This window comes from Variovorax beijingensis (assembly GCF_003951285.1).
GTDB classification, from domain to species: domain Bacteria; phylum Pseudomonadota; class Gammaproteobacteria; order Burkholderiales; family Burkholderiaceae_C; genus Variovorax; species Variovorax beijingensis.
The window spans coordinates 329,978-345,419 of the sequence record NZ_RXFQ01000001.1 but is presented as its reverse complement, the minus strand read 5'-3'; the positions used below and the strand labels follow the sequence as shown (position 1 = coordinate 345,419).

The window sequence follows — 15,442 nt, the reverse complement described above, 5'->3', positions numbered from 1 at the left end:
TTTGCGCAATTGCGCGGGGTTTGCAGGTTCGGCGCCAAAGCGGCATCGACCTCACAGCATGGTCCTGGGTGTTTGACTGCAGTGATCTAAACTTCTGTCTAATCAAGCACTTACACGACCGCGCTGGTGAAAAACATTATAGGTGCGAAGCGAAGCCCCGCGGCCGCTCCAAATCCCGCAGTTCCAGATCCCGCAGTTCAAAAGGCAGCGGCGGAGGCCGGCGCGCCGCATGCGGCCATCAAGTTCATCACCGTCGATGCGGAATCTGCGGGCCAGCGGCTCGACAACTTCCTGTTCCGCCATCTGAAGGGCGTGCCCAAGACGCATGTCTACCGGATCATCCGGTCGGGCGAGGTGCGCATCAACAAGGGGCGGGCGCAGGCCGAAACCCGCATCGAGGCCGGCGACGTGCTGCGGCTGCCTCCCATACGGATATCGCCGCGCGCCGAAGAGGGCGCCACGCCGCCCGCGCCGGCGCGCGAATTCCCGGTGCTGCTGGAGGACGACGCCGTGCTGGCCATCGACAAGCCCGCCGGCGTGGCCGTGCACGGCGGCAGCGGCGTGAGCTTTGGCGTGATCGAACAGCTGCGGACGGCGCGCCCGGGCGCCAGGTTCCTGGAGCTGGTGCACCGGCTCGACCGCGAGACCTCGGGCATCCTGCTGGTGGCCAAGAAGCGCAGCGCGCTCGTGGCGCTGCAGGACCAGTTCCGCGAACGCGAGACTGGCAAGACCTACCTTGCGCTGGTCGAGGGCGCCTGGCCCGCCAACAAGAAGGTGCTCGATGCGCCGCTCGCCAAGTACCTGCTGCCGGGCGACGGCGCGGGTGCCGGCGAGCGCCGCGTGCGGGTGGTCGCCAAGGACCATCCCGACGCCATGCGGGCCGTGACGCTGGTGCGCGTGCTGGCGCGGCTCACGCTGCCGGGCGACGCCGCGCCGCTGTCGCTGCTGGCGGTCACCATCAAGACCGGACGCACCCACCAGATCCGCGTGCACCTTGCATCGGCCGGCCATGCGATTGCGGGCGATGACAAGTACGGCGACTTCGAGCGCCAGCGCGTGTTGCAAAAACTCGGCCTCAAGCGCATGTTCCTGCATGCATGGCGACTGCAGTTCAACCACCCCGCCACGGGCGAGCGCGTGGCGCTGCAAGCCGGCCTGCCACCCGAACTGCACGCGTTGATGCCACCCCAGGCGATCGAAGCGCTCGCCCAACATCCCACTCCCACGGCCAATGACTGATTCCTCCAGACCCCTGCGCTTCGACCTGATCGCCTTCGATTGGGACGGCACGCTCTACGACTCCACGCGGCTCATCGTGCGCTGCATCCAGGCAGCGGTGATCGACGTCGGCGGCGCCAAGCCGAGCGAGAACGACGCCGCATGGGTGATCGGCCTGGGCCTGGCCGAGGCCCTGGCGCGCGCCGCGCCCGATGTGCCGAAGGAAAAATACGCCGAGCTCGGCGCCCGTTACCGTTACCACTATCTGCAGCACCAGGACGACCTCGTGCTGTTCGACGGCGTGCTGCAGATGATCGATGCCCTGCGCGCGCGCGGCCACAAGCTCGCCGTGGCCACGGGCAAGTCGCGCCGCGGCTTGAACGAGGCGCTGAAGTCGGTCGCGCTGCGCGACCGTTTCGACGCCTCGCGCACCGCCGACGAGACCTTCGGCAAGCCGCACCCGCGCATGCTGCTGGAACTCATGGAAGAGCTCGAGGTGCCGCCCGAACGCACCCTGATGATCGGCGACACCACGCACGATCTGCAGCTGGCGCTCAATGCCGGCTGCGCGAGCGTGGGCGTGAGCTACGGCGCGCACGAGCCCGAGAGCTTCGACGAACTGAAGCCGCTGTTCGTCGCCCACACGGTGGCCAGCCTGGAGGCATGGCTTCTGGACAACGCCTGAAAATCGTGCGATGAGCGACGAACAGAGCATTCCCCTGTGCAATGCCGTGGACCTGGTCGAAGGCAGCCGGGCCGTGCCCTTCGACGTGGTCTATGGCGGCGAAACCTGCCGCGCCTTCGCGGTGCGCTTCGAAGGGCAGCCGCATGCCTACCTCAACCGATGCAGCCACGTGGCAATGGAGCTGGATTTCCAGCCCGACCGCTTCTTCGACGACAGCGGCCAGTGGCTGCTCTGTGCCACCCATGGCGCGGTCTATCGGCCGGACACCGGCGAATGCGCCGGCGGCCCGTGCCGCGGCGGGCTCGTGAAGATCGCCCTCAGCGAACGTGACGGCGTGGTGCACTGGCATACTGCCTGGAACCTCCATCCCCTGAGCTTTTGACAATGACCGACCCGAACCGTACGGAACCCGAAGGTTTTGATCCTTTTGAGCCGGCCACCCCCATTGCGTCCTCGCAGGGCGCGCCGAGAAACATGGCCAAAGACCCCACGCAGCGTCCCGGATGGGAGCGCGCAACGCTCGAGAAACTCGCCTTCGCTTCGCTGAACGAGCAGAAGGCGGCGCGCCGCTGGAAGACCTTCACGCGTCTGTCGTGGCTCGCCTTCTTCATCTTCCTGGTCTGGCTGGCGATGTCGCGCAGCACGCCGAGCACCGCCAAGACCACGGCCCACACGGCGGTGGTCGAGATCAAGGGCGAGATCGCCAATGGCGGCGACGCGAGCGCGGAATTCGTGATCGCAGCCATGAAGACCGCCTTCGAGGACGAGGGCGCCAAGGGCATCGTGCTGCTGATCAATTCGCCGGGCGGAAGCCCCGTGCAGGCGGGCATCATCAGCGACGAGATCAAGCGCCTGAAGGCCAAGCACAAGAAGCCCATCTACGCGGTGGTCGAGGAAACCTGCGCCTCGGCCGCGTACTACATCGCCGCCGCCACCGACAAGATCTTCGTCGACAAGGCCAGCATCGTCGGCAGCATCGGCGTGCTGATGGACGGCTTCGGCTTCACCGGCGTGATGGAAAAGGTCGGCGTCGAGCGCCGACTGCTGACGGCCGGCGAGAACAAGGGCTTCCTCGACCCGTTCAGCCCGATGAGCGATGCACAGCGCGCCCATGCCCAGGCCATGCTGAACCAGATTCACACGCAGTTCATCAACGTGGTGAAGAACGGTCGCGGCGACCGGCTCAAGCTCGACACCCCGGGGCTTTTCAGCGGCCTCTTCTGGAGCGGCGAGCAGGCCGTCGAGTTCGGTCTGGCCGACCAGCTGGGCAATGTCGACTTCGTGGCGCGTGAAGTCATCAAGGCCGAAGAGGTCACCGACTACACCCGGCGCGACAACGTGGCCGAGAAGCTCGCAAAGAAATTCGGCGCGGCCATGGGCGCCGCCACCGTGCGCTCGCTGCAGTCCGCCACGCCGGTGCTGCGCTGAGGCCGGCGGCAGGGGCGCCTCTCAGTCCCGGCTGCCGTCGTCGCCCGTGAAGCGGGCCGAGGCCGCCAGCGCGGCGGCGAAGACCACGACCACATAGAGCGCGGCCGTCAGCGAACTGGCCCGTGCGAGCAGGCCGATCACCGCCGGGCCGGCCATGAAACCCAGGTAGGCCACTGCCGAGACAGCGGCAATGCCGATGGCAGGTTCGACGCCGGGCACGCGCGCCGAGGCGCCGAACAGGATCGGCACCACGTTCGCAAAGCCGATGCCGACGCCTGCAAACCCGACCAGGGCGAGCCAGGGCAGGTCGGTCAGCAGCACCAGCGTCATGGCCGCCGCCGCAAGAATGCCGCTGCCGCGCAGCAGCGCAGTCGGCGAAAAGCGCGCGCGCATGGCGTCGCCGCCGAAGCGCGCGGCTGCCATGGCGGCGGAGAAGCTCGCGTAGGCCAGCGCGGCCTGCTTTTGCGGGCTGCCGAGTTCCTGCTGCATGTAGAGCACGCTCCAGTCGTAGATGGCGCCCTCCGCAATCAGGCCCAGCGCGGCGAGCACGCCCAGCACCGCCAGTGCGCCGCGGGGCAGCCGGAAGCGATGGTCGGCCAGAGCCGCATCGCTTGCGATGGGCGGCTTGGGCAGCATGTGCATCGAGGAGAAGGCGACGACCAGCACCATCGCCGCAGCAATCCACAGCAGATGCGCCTGCGCCCCGAGCCCGGCGGCCAGTGCCGCGCTGCCGCTCGCGGCTCCGGCCATCCCGCCCAGGCTGAACATGCCGTGCATGCCGCTCATCAGGGGCTTGCCGCCGCGCAGTTCGAGCTGCGCCGCCTCGGTGTTGATGGCCACGTCGAACACGCTGGTCACAAGGCCGAAGACCGCCAGCAGTGCCAAAAGGAAAAGATAGCCCGGCATCGCGATCAAGCCGGCAAGCAGCAAGGCGTAGACACAGCCGCAGAGCGCGGCCATGCGCCGGGCGCCATGGCGGCCGATCCAGCGGCCGGCGCTGGTCAGCCCGAACATCGCGCCGGCGCCGGCTGCGAGCAGGGCCAGCCCGAGCTGCGCTTCGTCGATGCCGTAGTGCGCCTTGACGGTTGGAACATGGACGCCCCAGGTCGCAAAGATGAAGCCGGACGAAAAGAACTGCGCGCGCGAAGCCCAGCGCGTGCCGGCGGTCACCCCCATCGTCAACGCCCGATCGCGAACACGGCAGGAAGGCGTTCGTCCGAAGTGCCCGGCTGCGCCTTGGTGCGCCAGGATTTCACGGTTTCGCTGCGCACGTGGGCGCTGGCGAGCGTGAGGCCGCGCGCCACCGCGAGCCGGGTGTTGTGCTGCAGCGTCTGCACCAGTGCCTGCAGCAGCGCCGTGTTGCGGTAGGGCGTTTCGATGAACAGCTGCGTCTGGCCGGTCTTGAGCGCCAGCGCCTCGAGCTCGCGGATTCGCACCTGGCGCTCGCCGGCATCCTGCGGCAGGTAACCGACGAAGGCGAAGTTCTGGCCATTGAGGCCGCTTGCCGCCAGTGCCAGCAGCAGCGAGACGGGGCCGGTGAGCGGCACCACGGGAATGCCCAGGTCGTGCGCGGCGCGCGCCACCGAGGAGCCGGGATCGGCCACCGCCGGCATGCCCGCTTCGCTCAGCAGGCCGATGTCGTGGCCTTCGAGCGCGGCGGCCAGCAACGGCCGGGCATCGAACTGGCCGGCGTGGTCGCCCTTCTTGTGCACCTCGCGCGGCAGTTCGCGGATGTCCTGCGCCTGCAGCGGCGCCGCCAGTGGCGCGACGGCATCGATCCGCTTCAGATAGGCGCGGGCCGACTTGGCGTTCTCGCAGATCCAGTGGGTGATTCCGGCGGCGGCCTGGATCGTGCCCAGGGGCAGCGCGTCCTGCAGCGGCGCCTGGGTGTCGCAGCCGAAGTCGAGCGGCGCGGGGACGAGGTAGAGCTTGCCGTGCGTCACAGGAGTTCGACCCCCGCGGCGCGCAGCATCCGGCAGGTGCGGATCAAGGGCAGGCCGACGAGAGCCGTCGGGTCGTCGCTGTCGATCGCGTTCAGCAAGGCGATCCCGAGGCCCTCGCTCTTGGCGCTGCCCGCGCAGTCGTAGGGCTGTTCGGCCTGCAGGTACTGCTCGATGGCCGCGTCGCTGAGTTCGCGGAACACCACCCGGACCGGCGCCAGGTCGCGCTGGACGAAGCCGGTGGCCTCGCAGACGACGGCCACCGCGGTCTGAAACACCAGGGTCTGGCCGCGCATCCGGCGCAGCTGGGCCGTGGCGCGCGCGTGGTCGCCGGGCTTGCCGAGCGCTTCGCCCGCAAGCTCGGCCACCTGGTCCGAGCCGATGACCACGGCTTCGGGAAAGCGGGCGGCCACGGCGCGGGCCTTTTCGAGCGCCAGCCGCTCGGCCAACTCGCGCGGCGTTTCGCCGTCCAGGGCTGTTTCGTCGACTTCAGGCGGCTGTACATCGAAGGGCAGGTGCAGGCGGTTCAGCAGTTCACGCCGGTAGCGCGAGGTCGAGGCGAGGATCAAGGGGCGTTGCATGGGCCAGATTGTGCGGGAGCCGCGCAAAACCCTCAGGCATGCCTGTGAGGGGCAGTGATGCGGCCGGCGCGCTAGACTGGTGTGGATGAAGAGAGAATTTGCCCCCCAACGGCTCGACGTGGCCGGCTTTGCCGCCGCTGCCGCCGTCCTCGGCGCCACCGACCCGGTGCCCAACTATGCGCGCCTTGCCGCCGAACTGGCGGCCCCGGCGCTCGACGCCGTGGTCCGCTGGACGGCGACGGGCCAGGAGCGCCCGGGCGCCGATGGCAAGGCCGTGCCCTGGCTCCATCTGGAAGCCGAAGCGACCGTGCCGCTGACCTGCCAGCGCTGCCTGACGCCTGTCGAGACGCCGCTGGTGGTAGACCGCTGGTTCCGTTTCGTCGCCGACGAGGCAACGGCGGAAGCCGAAGACGAGGAATCCGAAGAAGACCTGCTCGTCGTGAGCCGGGACTTCGATCTCCCCACCCTGATCGAGGACGAACTCCTGATGGAGATTCCCGTCATGCCCGTGCACGAGGTCTGCCCGGTCCCGGTGCGGCTCTCGTCCAGCGACGACGACTTCCAGGCGGCCGAAGAGGCCAAGCCGAACCCTTTCGCGGTGCTCGGGGCGTTGCGTTCGCGCAAGCCGGAAGAGGGCAAGTAGCCCTTTTTTGCCGCCTGGGCTATAATCATGGGCTTCGCGCGCGCCGCCGTGAGCAGCAAGACAGACAAGGGCATTCCATGCATGCCCCTGGATTGCCACCGCAAGAGAGCGCATCCAATCACTCACCTAACAGTCCAGGAGCCATCATGGCCGTCCAGCAAAACAAGAAGTCGCCTTCCAAGCGCGGCATGCACCGTTCCCACAATGCGCTGGTCGTGCCCGGCATTGCCGTTGAGCCGACCACTGGCGAAACGCACCTGCGCCATCACATCAGCCCCAACGGTTTCTACCGTGGCCGCCAGGTGCTCAAGAACAAGTCCGAAGCCTGATCTCGCATCCCAAGGCCGAGGCCCGAAGCTACTTTTGCCGTAGCGTCGGGCCTTTGTTTTGATGGCTACGCCTTCTTCCCCCGAATCCACTGCTGCGCCTTCCGCAATCACGCTTGCCGTGGATTGCATGGGGGGCGACCATGGGCCGCGCGTCACGCTTGCGGCCTGCCGCGCGTTCCTTGAGCGGCACAGCGAAGCCTCGTTGCTGCTGGTCGGTGCCCCGGCGGCGCTGGCGGGTTTTGCCGCGCACCCGCGTGCCCGCATCGTCGCTGCCAGCGAAGTGGTGGGCATGGACGACCCGGTGGAAGTCGCCTTGCGCAAGAAGAAGGATTCTTCGATGCGCATCGCGATCCAGCAGGTCAAGGATGGAGCCGCCCAGGCGGCCATCTCCGCGGGCAACACGGGCGCCCTGATGGCCATTGCCCGCTACCTGCTCAAGACGCTCGATGGCATCGACCGTCCCGCCATTGCGCCCCAGCTTCCCAACGCCAAGGGCGGCGCCACCACGGTGCTCGACCTGGGCGCCAACGTCGACTGCGATGCGGAAGACCTGCTCCAGTTCGCCGTGCTCGGCTCCGCGCTCGTCTCGGCGCTCACGGGCAACGAAGCGCCCTCGGTCGGCCTGCTCAATATCGGCGAGGAAGCCATCAAGGGCAGCGAAACGATCAAAAAAGCCAGTCAACTGCTGCGTACGGCCGCCAACTCCAAGGACCTGAACTTCTACGGCAACGTGGAAGGTAACGATATTTTCAAGGGCACGACAGATATCGTCGTCTGTGACGGTTTTGTCGGAAACGTGGCGCTGAAGGCCAGCGAAGGCGTTGCCTCGATGATCGGCGAGTTCATTCGCGTCGAATTCTCGCGGAGCATTTTCACGAAAGCGGCGGCAATTGTTGCTTATCCGGTTCTAAAAGCGTTTAAAAGCAGACTTGATCATCGTCGATACAATGGAGCGGCGCTGCTGGGCTTGCGCGGCCTGGTTTTCAAGAGCCATGGCTCAGCTGACGAAGTGGCTTTCGGGCATGCGCTGGATCGCGCTTATGATGCCGCTCGCAACAACCTGCTCGATCGCGTGCGGGCCCGCATCGCTCACGCCGCGCCATTGCTCGCGCGGCAGGAGCCCGCGGTGCCAGCCGACGCGACGGCCCTTCACGTTTGATGAGCCCATATTCACGCATCACCGGCACCGGCAGCTATCTGCCGCCGCGCCGGGTGACCAATGACGACCTTGCCAAGGAATTGGCAACGCGCGGCATCGAAACCTCGAACCAATGGATCGTCGAGCGCACCGGCATCCATGCGCGGCACTTCGCGGCGCCCGAGGTCACGAGCAGCGATCTCGGCCTCGAGGCCGCCAGGCACGCACTCGAAGCCGCGGGCCGCAAGGCGGAAGACATCGATCTGATCATCGTCGCGACCTCGACGCCGGACATGGTGTTTCCATCGTCGGCGGCCATTCTCCAGAACAAGCTCGGCGTGGCCGGCTGTCCGGCCTTCGACGTCCAGGCGGTCTGCAGCGGCTTCGTCTATGCGTTGACCGTGGCAGACGCCATGATCCGCACCGGTACCGCGCGCTGCGCGCTGGTCGTCGGCGCCGAAGTGTTCTCGCGCATCCTCGATTTCAACGACCGCACCACCTGCGTGCTGTTCGGCGACGGCGCCGGCGCCGTGGTGCTCGAGGCCAGCGAGGAGCCGGGCATCCTGGCGAGCGACCTGCACGCAGACGGCAAGCACGTCGGCATTCTTTGCGTGCCAGGCCACGTCTCCGGCGGCAATGTGCTTGGCACGCCGCTGCTGCACATGGATGGCCAGGCCGTGTTCAAGCTGGCGGTGCGCGTGCTCGAGGATGCTGCCCGCGCCACGCTTGCGAAGGCGGGCAAGACCGAGGCCGACATCGACTGGCTCATTCCGCACCAGGCCAACATCCGCATCATGGAAGGCACGGCCAGGAAGCTGAAGCTTCCGCGCGAGAAGCTCATCGTCACCGTCAATGAGCATGGCAACACCTCGGCTGCCTCCATTCCGCTGGCGCTCGACGAGGCCGTGCGGTCCGGCAAGGTGAAGAAGGGCGAAACCGTCATGCTGGAAGGCGTGGGCGGCGGCTTCACCTGGGGCGCGGTGCTATTGAATCTGTAGCGCATTACCGTGCCCTTCCGGGCTGCGATGCGACACGACGCTTTTAATAAAAATGAAATCCTTTGCTTTTGTCTTCCCGGGTCAAGGCTCCCAGGCCGTCGGCATGCTCGACGCCTGGGGTGATCACCCGGCCGTGGCGGAAACCCTGCGCGAGGCCTCCGAAGCCCTGGGCGAAGACGTCGCCGGGCTGATCAAGAACGGCCCGAAGGAAGAACTGGCGTTGACCACCAACACCCAGCCGGTGATGCTGGTGGCCGGCGTTGCCGCCTGGCGCGCCTGGCTGGCCGAAGGCGGGGCCACCCCTTCGGTGGTGGCGGGGCACTCGCTGGGCGAGTATTCGGCGCTGGTTGCGTCCGGCGTGCTGACGCTCGCGCAGGCCGCGCCGCTGGTGCGCTTTCGGGCGCGGGCCATGCAGCAGGCCGTGCCGGTCGGCGTCGGCGCCATGGCGGCGGTGCTGGGAATGGACTCCGGCAAGGTGGTGGCGGGCTGCGCGGAAGCCACGGCATCCTTCGGTGCGGGCAGCACCGAGATCGTCGAGGCGGTGAATTTCAACGATCCGATGCAGACCGTGATCGCGGGCAGCAAGGCGGCCGTCGACAAGGCCTGCGAACTGCTCAAGGCCGGCGGTGCCAAGCGCGCGCTGCTGTTGCCGGTGTCGGCGCCGTTCCATTCGAGCCTGATGAAGCCTGCCGCCGAGGCGCTGCGCGAAAAGCTCGCCACCCTCACGCTCGCTGCGCCGCAGATTCCGGTGCTGAACAACATCGACGTGGCTGTCGAGACCGATCCCGCGCGCATCCGCGACGCCCTGGTGCGCCAGGCCGCCGGTCCGGTTCGCTGGGTCGAAAGTGTGCAGGCCTTGAAACTGCGCGGCGTAGCCTCCATCATCGAGTGCGGGCCGGGCAAGGTGCTGGCCGGCATGGTCAAGCGCATCGCCCCCGAGCTGGAAGCCGCGTCGGTGTACGACCCGGCGACGCTCGCGGACACCCGACAATCGCTCGCCGGCTGAACGGCGCAGGCCCCGGACACTTCTTTTATGAGCATTCCCAAATTCGAAGGGCAAGTCGCCCTGGTCACCGGCGCATCGCGCGGCATCGGCGCAGCGATTGCGCTCGAGTTGGCACAGCGCGGCCTCAAGGTGGTCGGCACCGGCACCACCGAGGACAGTGCCGCGAAGATCACTTCGGCGCTCAGTGCCTTCGACGGCCGCGGCCGTGCGCTCGACGTGAACGACGCCGTCGCGGTCGAGGCGCTGATCGACGAGATCGTGAAGGCCTACGGCGCGATCCACGTGCTGGTCAACAACGCAGGCATCACGCGCGACACGCTCGCCATGCGAATGAAGGACGACGACTGGGATGCGGTGCTCGACACCAATCTCAAGGCCGTGTTCCGCCTCTCGCGCGCGGTGATCCGCCCGATGATGAAGCAGCGCTATGGCCGCATCATCAGCATCACCAGCGTGGTGGGAGCCTCCGGCAATGCCGGCCAGGCCAACTACGCGGCGGCCAAGGCCGGCGTGGCGGGCATGACCCGCGCACTGGCGCGCGAACTGGGCAGCCGCAACATCACGGTCAACTGCGTGGCACCGGGTTTCATCGAAACCGACATGACGGCCAGCCTGCCCGAGGCACAGCAGCAGGCGCTGCTGCAGCAGATTCCGCTGGGCCACCTGGGCAAGCCGGGCGACATCGCACATGCAGTGGCCTACCTCGCGTCGCCCCAGGCGTCCTACGTGACGGGGCAGGAACTGCACGTCAACGGCGGCATGCACATGTAGCCGCAAGGCGCAATCTTTTCCCGTACCGGGCGCACGGCAAATGCCACAATGCGCCCGGCTAAAATCCACTGTTACCTACAACCCTCAGAGGGAACCAAATGAGCGATATCGAAGCACGTGTCAAGAAAATCATCGCCGAGCAACTCGGCGTGGAAGAGTCCCAAGTAACCAACGAGAAGGCCTTCGTGGCCGACCTCGGTGCAGACTCGCTCGACACGGTCGAATTGGTGATGGCACTCGAAGACGAGTTCGGCATCGAGATTCCCGACGAAGACGCCGAGAAGATCACCACGGTGCAAAACGCCGTCGACTACGCCACCAAGAATCAAAAGGCCTGATCGGGCCAAGCTGGAACTGTCTCGGCCGGCGGCGCTTTTTTTCTTCAGCCCCGTACGCGCCGACCGCAGTCTTCAGCGCTTCCAGAAAGGTTTGCCGGCATGACCAAACGCCGCGTCGTCGTGACCGGACTCGGTTGCATCGCTCCTGTCGGAAACACGGTGGCCGAATCCTGGACCAACCTGTTGGCCGGCAATTCGGGCATCGACACCATCAAATCGTTCGACGCCAGCGCCTTCGCCTGCAAGTTTGCAGGCGAGGTGAAGGGCTTCGACATCACGCAGTACATCTCCGAGAAGGAAGCGCGCCATATGGACCGCTTCATCCACCTCGGGATGGCCGCCGCTATCCAGGCGGTACAGGACAGCGGTCTCAAGACCGGCGATGCGCTGTCGCCCGAGGAGGCGACGCGCATTGGCTGCAACATCGGCTCGGGCATCGGCGGACTGCCGATGATCGAGGAAACGCACGCGGAACTCGTGAATCGCGGCCCGCGCCGCGTGTCGCCGTTCTTCGTGCCCGCCTCGATCATCAACATGATCTCGGGCCACGTTTCCATCAAGTACGGCTTCCAGGGTCCGAACATCGCGGTCGTCACGGCCTGCACCACCGGCTTGCATGCGATCGGCCTGTCGGCCCGCATGATCGAGTACGGCGATGCCGACGTGATGATCGCGGGCGGCGCCGAGTCAACCGTCTCGCCGCTGGGCATCGGCGGCTTTGCCGCGGCGCGTGCACTCTCGACGCGCAACGACGATCCCCGCACTGCGTCCCGTCCGTGGGACAAGGACCGTGACGGCTTCGTGCTCGGCGAAGGCGCGGGCGTGGTCGTGCTCGAGGAATACGAGCATGCCAAGGCGCGCGGCGCCAAGATCTACGCCGAGGTCTCGGGCTTCGGCATGAGCGCCGACGCCTACCACATGACGGCGCCCAACGTCGACGGCCCGCGCCGGTCGATGTCGATGGCGCTGGCCAACGCAGGCGTCAATGCCGACGAGGTGCAGTACCTCAACGCGCACGGCACCTCGACCCCGCTGGGCGACCTGAACGAGACCAACGCGATCAAGAACACCTTCGGCGCCCATGCGAAGAAGATGGTCGTGAACTCGACCAAGTCGATGACCGGCCACCTGCTGGGCGGTGCCGGCGGCATCGAATCGGTGTTCACGGTGCTCGCGCTGCATCACCAGAAGAGCCCGCCGACCATCAACATCTTCAACCAGGACCCGGAGTGCGACCTCGACTATTGCGCCAATCAGGCGCGCGATCTCAAGATCGATGTCGCGGTCAAGAACAACTTCGGCTTCGGCGGCACCAACGGCACGCTGGTGTTCAAGCGCGTTTGATTCTTGCTCTTCCATGTACAGCGCACCGTCGGTGACCTATCCGGTGGGGCGCTCGCGCGGCGCGACCCGGATCCTGATTGCCACGTGGGCCCTGGGCGCCTGCTGCGCAGGTCTCTCGTGCTATCTGATCGATAGCGTCGGGTGGCGCCAGTTGCTGCTGGTCCTGAGCGTCCTGTTTTCAGGCGTTGCGGCCGGACTCGGGCTGCGAAGCGACGGTGCGGCCATGTTGCACTTCGACGGCCTGTGCTGGAGCCTGACCGGCGCCGACCCCGGCCGGGCCGTTCGCGCGGCGCGCGCCGCCGTGGCGCTCGACCTGCAATCGCTGCTGCTGGTCCGCCTGACCCAGCCGGGCCGCGCCGGGCGATGGATATGGATCGAACAGCGCGCCATGCCGGAGCGCTGGCGCGATGTACGCCGTGCGGTATATTCGCGCGCCCCGTCCGCCTCGCCTGCGGGCGAGCCGTGGCGAGCAACCGCGCCTGCCGATGCGCCCTGAACCTCCCCGATGACAACTTCTCCGCCGCCAGTGCCACCGGACTCCGGCTTGCCCGATGGGGCCGCCGAGGCGCCGCGCCCGGGCGAGGTCGACCTCCAACTGGTCCAGCGCACGGTCGCGGGCGACCAGAAGGCCTTCGAACTGCTGGTCATCAAGTACCAGCGCCGGATCGAGCGCCTGATCGGGCGCATGGTGCGCGACGTCGACCTGGTCGAGGACATCGCCCAGGAAACCTTCATCCGGGCCTACCGCGCGCTGCATCAGTTCCGCGGCGACGCCCAGTTCTACACCTGGCTCTACCGGATTGCGGTCAACACCGCCAAGAAGGCATTGGTCGACATGAAGCGCGACCCGACCATCTCCGAAAGTGCCTTGCGGCCGTCTTCTGACGAGGATGATGAAACTTACCGCCCTGGAAACGAACCAATCAGCGACGAAACTCCCGAATCAGTCTTGGCAGCAAACGAGATCGCCCAGGTGGTCGAGGCGGCCATGGAAGCATTGCCGCCCGAATTGCGCCAGGCGGTCACCCTGCGCGAGATCGAGGGCATGAGTTACGAAGAAATCGCCGAGGTCATGAATTGCCCGATCGGCACGGTGCGCTCGCGTATTTTCCGGGCGCGTGAGGCCATTTCGGCCAGGGTCAAACCGCTGCTGGACAACCAGTCCGGCAAGCGTTGGTAGGTAAGCAGGTGAATGAAATGAATCAGACGATGACGGTTCGTGAACAGGTGTCCGCACTGGCGGACGGTCATTTGCATGGCGAGGACTTCGCGCGGGCCATCGACACCACCTGCGCGGAGGAGGACGCGCGCGGTGCCTGGCGCGCCTATCACCTGGTGGGCGACATCCTGCGGTCGGGCGCCCATTCGCCCTGCAGCGACACCAATGCATTCCTGGCCCGTTTCCAGCAGCGCCTGGCCGCGGAGCCCGTCATTGCGGCGCCGGCGCTGGTGGCAGCGCCCGCCCCCGCGGTGCTGGCGGCGCGGCACAGGACTGATGCAGCCAACGAGCCGGTGTTCCGCTGGAAGCTGGTGGCTGGTGCTGCGTCGCTGGTGGCGGTTGCCGCGATCAGCTGGACGCTGGTCGGAAACGGCATCGGTGTGTCGTCGCCGGGGGCCCAGATCGCAGCCCAGCAGCAACCGGCGGCCAATTCGGTGCTGGCCGCCGCGGCCGCCAACAGCCAGCTTGCGCCCACCGCTGCGCTGACGCCAACCCGCGTGATGGTCGGCAACGGCAGTCCGCAGGTCATGTTGCGCGATCCACGGCTCGACCAGCTGCTCGAAGCGCACCAGCAAGCCGGTGGTGCATCGCAAATGCCCTCGGGCTTCCTGCGCAACGCGACCTTCGAAGGCCCTGCGCGCTGATCCGCGCCCGTCGCTCTCCAATGACCGTTCAGATGCCGATCTCCGCACGCGCGTTCGCGCTGGTGCTCGCTGCTTTTTGTTTTGCGCAGATCGCGGCCGCGCAGACCCGGCCCGGGCTGGCGAACGCCAAGGGGACGGCCTCGGCCCAGTCGGGCGATGCGCCGCCCTCGATGAGCGTCGTCGAATGGCTGCAGCGCATGCACACGGGGGCCCGGCAGCGCAATTACGTCGGCACCTTCGTGGTTTCGGCTGCGGGTGGCGACCTGTCGAGCGCACGCATCTGGCATGTGCGCGACGGCGACCTGCAGATCGAGCGCATCGAGGCCCTGTCGGGGCCACCGCGCTCCACGTTCAGGCGCAACCACCATGTGATGACCTTCCTGCCCGAGGCGAAGGTCGTGAAGGTCGAGAAGCGCGAGAACCTCGACCTGTTTCCCAATCTGCCCGACAAGCCCGATTCGTCGATCGGCGATTTCTACGACGTTCGCGCCATCGGCAAGGACCGTGTGGCGGGCTTCGACGCCGACGTGGTGCAGCTGGTGCCGAACGACGGGCTGCGCTTCGGCTATCGCATCTGGAGCGAGCGCCGTTCCGGCCTCGTGGTGAAGCTGCAGACGGTGGACGCCGAATCCCGTGTGGTGGAGCAATCGGCGTTTTCCGAGTTGCAGCTCGACGCACCGATCAAGGCGCAGGCGCTCGCGCAGATGATGACCAACACCAGCGGCTACCGCGTCGAGAAGCTGGAGCTCGAGCGCGCCAGCGCGCAGGACGAGGGCTGGGTGCTCAAGGCGCCGGTGGCCGGCTTCAAGCCGCGCAGCTTCTACAGGCGTCCGGCCGGCAGCGACAACAAGGCGGGGCAGGACCGCACCGTCCAGTGGACCTTCTCCGATGGCCTGGCCTCGGTGTCGCTTTTCATCGAGCGTTACGATGAAAAGCGTGCGCCCCGCGATGGCGTGCTGACAATCGGGGCAACCAACGCCATTCGCCGGCGATTGCCCGAACCGGTGAGCGATTGGTGGCTGACCGCCGTGGGCGAGGTGCCGCAGCAGACGCTCAATGCGTTCGCCCAAAGCCTCGCGCGTACGCGCTGACCCGCTGCGCATGCGCAGCAGATGGCGCTGAACCAAGTCCGCATCACCGACTCATAGCTCTTCTTCTTT

19 protein-coding genes are annotated in these 15,442 nt (G+C 67.0%); 16 read left to right on the top strand and 3 right to left on the bottom strand.

Features of this window, described 5'->3' with window-relative positions:
- The first annotated feature begins 126 nt into the window (after positions 1-126).
- The 4 genes from EJO66_RS01740 to EJO66_RS01725 are packed head-to-tail and all read left to right on the top strand — an operon-like array spanning position 127 to position 3,331.
- The gene (locus EJO66_RS01740; protein ID WP_124957210.1) at positions 127-1,239 is read left to right on the top strand and encodes an RluA family pseudouridine synthase; all 1,113 of its coding nucleotides are present in this window, start codon (positions 127-129) and stop codon (positions 1,237-1,239) included.
- Positions 1,232-1,903 carry an HAD family hydrolase gene (locus EJO66_RS01735; RefSeq protein ID WP_124957209.1) on the top strand — a complete coding sequence of 224 codons (672 nt, stop codon included), beginning with the start codon at positions 1,232-1,234 and terminating at the stop codon, positions 1,901-1,903. The genes EJO66_RS01740 and EJO66_RS01735 overlap by 8 nt, the downstream gene beginning before the upstream one ends.
- 10 nt (positions 1,904-1,913) lie before the next feature.
- Positions 1,914-2,285: a Rieske (2Fe-2S) protein gene (locus EJO66_RS01730; protein ID WP_125964526.1), complete on the top strand. Its 372-nt coding sequence runs from the start codon at positions 1,914-1,916 to the stop codon at positions 2,283-2,285.
- 2 nt (positions 2,286-2,287) lie between these two features.
- Positions 2,288-3,331 (top strand): S49 family peptidase, encoded by a 1,044-nt coding sequence (locus EJO66_RS01725; protein ID WP_124957207.1) that lies wholly within the window; start codon positions 2,288-2,290, stop codon positions 3,329-3,331.
- A 21-nt stretch (positions 3,332-3,352) separates the two neighbouring features.
- Here EJO66_RS01725 and EJO66_RS01720 read toward each other — a convergent pair whose 3' ends face one another.
- From EJO66_RS01720 to EJO66_RS01710, 3 genes are read right to left on the bottom strand one after another with little or no spacing between them, the layout of a single operon-like run.
- Positions 3,353-4,507, bottom strand: coding sequence for an MFS transporter (locus EJO66_RS01720; protein ID WP_124957206.1), 1,155 nt, complete (start codon positions 4,505-4,507; stop codon positions 3,353-3,355).
- 2 nt (positions 4,508-4,509) lie between these two features.
- Positions 4,510-5,274 (bottom strand): SAM-dependent methyltransferase, encoded by a 765-nt coding sequence (locus EJO66_RS01715; RefSeq protein WP_124957205.1) that lies wholly within the window; start codon positions 5,272-5,274, stop codon positions 4,510-4,512.
- On the bottom strand, positions 5,271-5,852 hold the full coding sequence (locus tag EJO66_RS01710; RefSeq protein ID WP_124957204.1) for a Maf family protein: 582 nt from the start codon (positions 5,850-5,852) through the stop codon (positions 5,271-5,273). The genes EJO66_RS01715 and EJO66_RS01710 overlap by 4 nt, the downstream gene beginning before the upstream one ends.
- A gap of 85 nt (positions 5,853-5,937) precedes the next feature.
- Between EJO66_RS01710 and EJO66_RS01705 the strand changes: the two genes are divergently transcribed.
- The 12 genes from EJO66_RS01705 to EJO66_RS01650 all read left to right on the top strand — a co-directional run bounded on the left by EJO66_RS01705 (position 5,938) and on the right by EJO66_RS01650 (position 15,373).
- Positions 5,938-6,495 (top strand): YceD family protein, encoded by a 558-nt coding sequence (locus EJO66_RS01705; protein ID WP_125964525.1) that lies wholly within the window; start codon positions 5,938-5,940, stop codon positions 6,493-6,495.
- A 146-nt stretch (positions 6,496-6,641) separates the two neighbouring features.
- Positions 6,642-6,824 (top strand): 50S ribosomal protein L32, encoded by a 183-nt coding sequence (gene rpmF / locus EJO66_RS01700; protein ID WP_007830466.1) that lies wholly within the window; start codon positions 6,642-6,644, stop codon positions 6,822-6,824.
- Positions 6,825-6,885: 61 nt separating this feature from the next.
- Positions 6,886-7,983 carry a phosphate acyltransferase PlsX gene (gene plsX, locus EJO66_RS01695; RefSeq protein ID WP_124957202.1) on the top strand — a complete coding sequence of 366 codons (1,098 nt, stop codon included), beginning with the start codon at positions 6,886-6,888 and terminating at the stop codon, positions 7,981-7,983.
- On the top strand, positions 7,983-8,960 hold the full coding sequence (locus EJO66_RS01690; RefSeq protein ID WP_124957201.1) for a beta-ketoacyl-ACP synthase III: 978 nt from the start codon (positions 7,983-7,985) through the stop codon (positions 8,958-8,960). The genes plsX and EJO66_RS01690 overlap by 1 nt, the downstream gene beginning before the upstream one ends.
- 52 nt (positions 8,961-9,012) lie before the next feature.
- Positions 9,013-9,966 (top strand): ACP S-malonyltransferase, encoded by a 954-nt coding sequence (gene fabD, locus EJO66_RS01685; protein ID WP_124957200.1) that lies wholly within the window; start codon positions 9,013-9,015, stop codon positions 9,964-9,966.
- Between the two features lie 27 nt (positions 9,967-9,993).
- A complete protein-coding gene (gene fabG / locus EJO66_RS01680; protein ID WP_124957199.1) occupies positions 9,994-10,737 on the top strand; it encodes a 3-oxoacyl-ACP reductase FabG in 744 nt (247 codons plus the stop codon).
- A 98-nt stretch (positions 10,738-10,835) separates the two neighbouring features.
- Entirely contained in the window at positions 10,836-11,075 is a 240-nt protein-coding gene (gene acpP / locus EJO66_RS01675) for an acyl carrier protein (protein ID WP_007830471.1), read from the top strand.
- Positions 11,076-11,174: 99 nt separating this feature from the next.
- Positions 11,175-12,419: a beta-ketoacyl-ACP synthase II gene (fabF, locus tag EJO66_RS01670; RefSeq protein ID WP_124957198.1), complete on the top strand. Its 1,245-nt coding sequence runs from the start codon at positions 11,175-11,177 to the stop codon at positions 12,417-12,419.
- A 13-nt stretch (positions 12,420-12,432) separates the two neighbouring features.
- Positions 12,433-12,915 (top strand): hypothetical protein, encoded by a 483-nt coding sequence (locus EJO66_RS01665; RefSeq protein ID WP_124957197.1) that lies wholly within the window; start codon positions 12,433-12,435, stop codon positions 12,913-12,915.
- Between the two features lie 9 nt (positions 12,916-12,924).
- Positions 12,925-13,599: an RNA polymerase sigma factor RpoE gene (gene rpoE, locus EJO66_RS01660; protein WP_223262179.1), complete on the top strand. Its 675-nt coding sequence runs from the start codon at positions 12,925-12,927 to the stop codon at positions 13,597-13,599.
- 29 nt (positions 13,600-13,628) lie between these two features.
- Entirely contained in the window at positions 13,629-14,282 is a 654-nt protein-coding gene (locus EJO66_RS01655; RefSeq protein ID WP_420856666.1) for a sigma-E factor negative regulatory protein, read from the top strand.
- Positions 14,283-14,302: 20 nt separating this feature from the next.
- Positions 14,303-15,373, top strand: coding sequence for a MucB/RseB C-terminal domain-containing protein (locus EJO66_RS01650; protein WP_124957195.1), 1,071 nt, complete (start codon positions 14,303-14,305; stop codon positions 15,371-15,373).
- Positions 15,374-15,442 lie beyond the last annotated feature (69 nt).

Excerpts from the sequence above, each read along its gene's own strand:
- EJO66_RS01735 (WP_124957209.1), top strand. The coding sequence starts at position 1,232 with ATGACTGATTCCTCCAGACCCCTGCGCTTCGACCTGATCGCCTTCGAT.
- EJO66_RS01730 (WP_125964526.1), top strand. The coding sequence starts at position 1,914 with ATGAGCGACGAACAGAGCATTCCCCTGTGCAATGCCGTGGACCTGGTC.
- EJO66_RS01725 (WP_124957207.1), top strand. The coding sequence starts at position 2,288 with ATGACCGACCCGAACCGTACGGAACCCGAAGGTTTTGATCCTTTTGAG.
- EJO66_RS01720 (WP_124957206.1), bottom strand. The coding sequence starts at position 4,507 with ATGGGGGTGACCGCCGGCACGCGCTGGGCTTCGCGCGCGCAGTTCTTT.
- EJO66_RS01710 (WP_124957204.1), bottom strand. The coding sequence starts at position 5,852 with ATGCAACGCCCCTTGATCCTCGCCTCGACCTCGCGCTACCGGCGTGAA.
- EJO66_RS01705 (WP_125964525.1), top strand. The coding sequence starts at position 5,938 with ATGAAGAGAGAATTTGCCCCCCAACGGCTCGACGTGGCCGGCTTTGCC.
- rpmF (WP_007830466.1), top strand. The coding sequence starts at position 6,642 with ATGGCCGTCCAGCAAAACAAGAAGTCGCCTTCCAAGCGCGGCATGCAC.
- plsX (WP_124957202.1), top strand. The coding sequence starts at position 6,886 with ATGGCTACGCCTTCTTCCCCCGAATCCACTGCTGCGCCTTCCGCAATC.
- EJO66_RS01690 (WP_124957201.1), top strand. The coding sequence starts at position 7,983 with ATGAGCCCATATTCACGCATCACCGGCACCGGCAGCTATCTGCCGCCG.
- fabD (WP_124957200.1), top strand. The coding sequence starts at position 9,013 with ATGAAATCCTTTGCTTTTGTCTTCCCGGGTCAAGGCTCCCAGGCCGTC.
- fabG (WP_124957199.1), top strand. The coding sequence starts at position 9,994 with ATGAGCATTCCCAAATTCGAAGGGCAAGTCGCCCTGGTCACCGGCGCA.
- acpP (WP_007830471.1), top strand. The coding sequence starts at position 10,836 with ATGAGCGATATCGAAGCACGTGTCAAGAAAATCATCGCCGAGCAACTC.
- fabF (WP_124957198.1), top strand. The coding sequence starts at position 11,175 with ATGACCAAACGCCGCGTCGTCGTGACCGGACTCGGTTGCATCGCTCCT.
- EJO66_RS01665 (WP_124957197.1), top strand. The coding sequence starts at position 12,433 with ATGTACAGCGCACCGTCGGTGACCTATCCGGTGGGGCGCTCGCGCGGC.
- rpoE (WP_223262179.1), top strand. The coding sequence starts at position 12,925 with ATGACAACTTCTCCGCCGCCAGTGCCACCGGACTCCGGCTTGCCCGAT.
- EJO66_RS01655 (WP_420856666.1), top strand. The coding sequence starts at position 13,629 with ATGACGGTTCGTGAACAGGTGTCCGCACTGGCGGACGGTCATTTGCAT.
- EJO66_RS01650 (WP_124957195.1), top strand. The coding sequence starts at position 14,303 with ATGACCGTTCAGATGCCGATCTCCGCACGCGCGTTCGCGCTGGTGCTC.